Annotated in this window: 2 protein-coding genes; both read right to left on the reverse strand. The window is 65.6% G+C overall.

Going from position 1 to position 2599, the window contains the following annotated elements; translation table 11 throughout:
* Positions 1-161: 161 nt before the first annotated feature.
* Complete coding sequence (locus tag VFB18_RS12815; protein ID WP_324975884.1) at positions 162-641, reverse strand: cytochrome c-type biogenesis protein; 480 nt, start codon at positions 639-641, stop codon at positions 162-164.
* Between the two features lie 2 nt (positions 642-643).
* A partial coding sequence (locus VFB18_RS12820; RefSeq protein ID WP_324975887.1) for a heme lyase CcmF/NrfE family subunit occupies positions 644-2599 on the reverse strand: 1956 nt, incomplete at its 5' end.

Here is a 2599-nt window from a genome sequence, read left to right on the forward strand (position 1 = left end):
AATGTCCCGGTCGATAGTGCCTAGCGTCGCTGTGGAGCGAGGCATCCATTGCCAAGGATATAAGGGGTCGCCGATTACGCAGCCGTTTCGGCGGCATTAAATTTAGGTAAGGTTGTGGCTGCGGAATGGGAGATTTTACGCGATTTCGGCCGCTTACGGCATCAATTTTCGTCAAGCAACTGCTTCAGCCGCCGCTCCTCTTTAACGGACAGGGGAGCGATTCGTTCTTGGGCCGACATCCGGCGCCGATAGGCCAAAGCGATCAGCAGGATCGCCAGGAGAAATACCGCAGGTGTGGCGAACCAAAGCAGAAGCGTATGCGGCTCGAAACGAGGCTTGAGCAGCACGAACTCGCCATACCGGGACACGATGAAATCGACCACTTGTTGATCGCTATCGCCGGTCTTCAGCCGTTCGCGCACGAGTATCCGCAAGTCCTTGGCGAGAGGCGCTTCCGAATCATCGATCGACTGATTCTGGCAGACGAGGCAGCGCAGACCCTCGGAGATGGCCCGCGCCCGCGCCTCGAGCGCGGGATCTTGCAGGATCTCGTCGGGCTCGACCGCCCGGGCTGAGCCCGCGAGCTGGAAGGCGAGGGTAAGGGCAAAGAGGAGCGCCGCGAGCGCCTGGGCGGGTCGCATCTCTATTCTCCGGCCGCGACTGCCGCAGTCTTCACCTGAGCGCGCCGGGGCGCGCCGACCCGCAAGCGGCGATCCGAGAGCGATACCGCGCCGCCCAAGAACATGACGAGCGCCCCGAGCCAGATGAACCTCACCAGCGGATTGAAATAGAGACGGACCGAATAGGCGCCGTCCTTGAGCTGATCGCCGAGCACGGCATAGAGATCGCCGCGCCAGCTCACGTGGATGCCGGCTTCGGTGGTTGCGCTCTTCTCTACGGAGAAGGCGCGTTTTGACGGCGTGAGCTCGGTCACCGCGACGCCGTTGCGGCTGACCTCGAGCAGCGCGGCCCGCTCGCGGTAATTCGGGCCGAGCCGATCTTCGACACCCTTGAAGGCAAGGGTGTAGCCGGCGATCTCGGCCGCGTCGCCCGGCTTCATCGCGAGGATCGCCTCGGAGCGCCAAGCGGTCGTAGCGACGATGCCGATCACCGCAAGCCCAAGCCCGGCATGCGCGAGCGCGGTACCGTAGGCCGAGCGCGGCAGATTGCGCAGACGCCGCCACGCCTCCGCCCGGCTCGCCTCGGCGAGCTTCACCCGGTAGGCGATATCGGTGAGAGCGCCCATGATGAGCCACATACCGAGCCCGATGCCGAACGGCGCGAGCCATGGACCCTTATGCTCAAAGGCGGCGACGAGGACGATGACTGCGAGCGCCACGCACGCCGCCGCGATCAGCCGCTGCGCGGCCGCAAGCAGATCTCCTCGCTTCCAGGCGAGCAACGGACCGAATGGCATGGCGATCAAGAGCGGGACGATGAGCGGGGCGAAGGTGAGATTGAAGAAAGGTGCGCCGACCGAGATCTTGTCGCCGGTGATGGCATCGAGCGCGAGCGGATAGAGCGTGCCGACGAACACGGCGGCGCACGCCGTGGTGAGGAGCAGATTGTTGAGGACAAGACTTCCCTCGCGGCTGATCGGGGCGAACAGTCCGCCTTGCGCGAGCAGCGGCGCGCGCCAGGCGAACAGCGTGAGCGCGCCGCCGATGAAGAGCCCCATGATGGCGAGGATGAAGATGCCGCGCGCAGGATCGACGGCGAAAGCGTGCACGCTCGTCAGCACGCCCGAGCGGACGAGGAAGGTGCCCATCAGCGACAGCGAGAAGGTGATGATGGCGAGCAGGATGGTCCATACCTTGAGCGCGTCGCGCTTTTCCATCACCAGCGCCGAATGGAGCAGCGCCGTGCCCGAGAGCCACGGCATGAACGAGGCGTTCTCGACCGGGTCCCAGAACCAGAACCCGCCCCAGCCGAGCTCGTAATAGGCCCACCACGAGCCCATGGCGATGCCGAGCGTGAGGCACATCCAGGCGGCGAGCGTCCACGGCCTCACCCAGCGCGCCCAGGCGGCGTCGATGCGCCCGTCGATGAGCGCGGCGACGGCGAAGGAGAACGCCATCGAGAACCCGACATAGCCCGTGTAGAGGAACGGCGGGTGGAAGGCGAGCGCCGGGTCCTGGAGCACGGGGTTGAGCCCCTGCCCGTCGAACGGCGCGGGGTCGAGCCTGACGAAGGGATTTGACGTGGTGACGATGAAGAGCAGGAAGGCTGCCGCGATCGAGCCCTGCACGGCGAGCACGTTTGCTTTGAGCTCGCGCGGCAGATTGCTGCCGAAGGTCGCCACCGCCGCGCCGAACAGAGCGAGGATCAAGACCCAGAGCACCATCGACCCTTCGTGGTTCCCCCACACGCCCGAGATCTTGTAGAGCAGCGGCTTGGCCGAATGCGAGTTGCGCCACACGTTCTCGACCGAGAAGTCCGAGGTCACGTAGGCCGTCATCAGCGCCAGGAAGGCGATGGCGACGAGCACGAACTCGGCTTGCGCCGCGGGCGTCGCCACGCGCATGAGCTGGCGGTCCCCGGTCCGCGTGCCGATCAAGGGCAGCACCGTCTGCACGATGGCGACAGCGAGCGCGAGGAT

Source organism: Methyloceanibacter sp. (genome assembly GCF_035650995.1).
Classification (GTDB): Bacteria; Pseudomonadota; Alphaproteobacteria; order Rhizobiales; family Methyloligellaceae; genus Methyloceanibacter.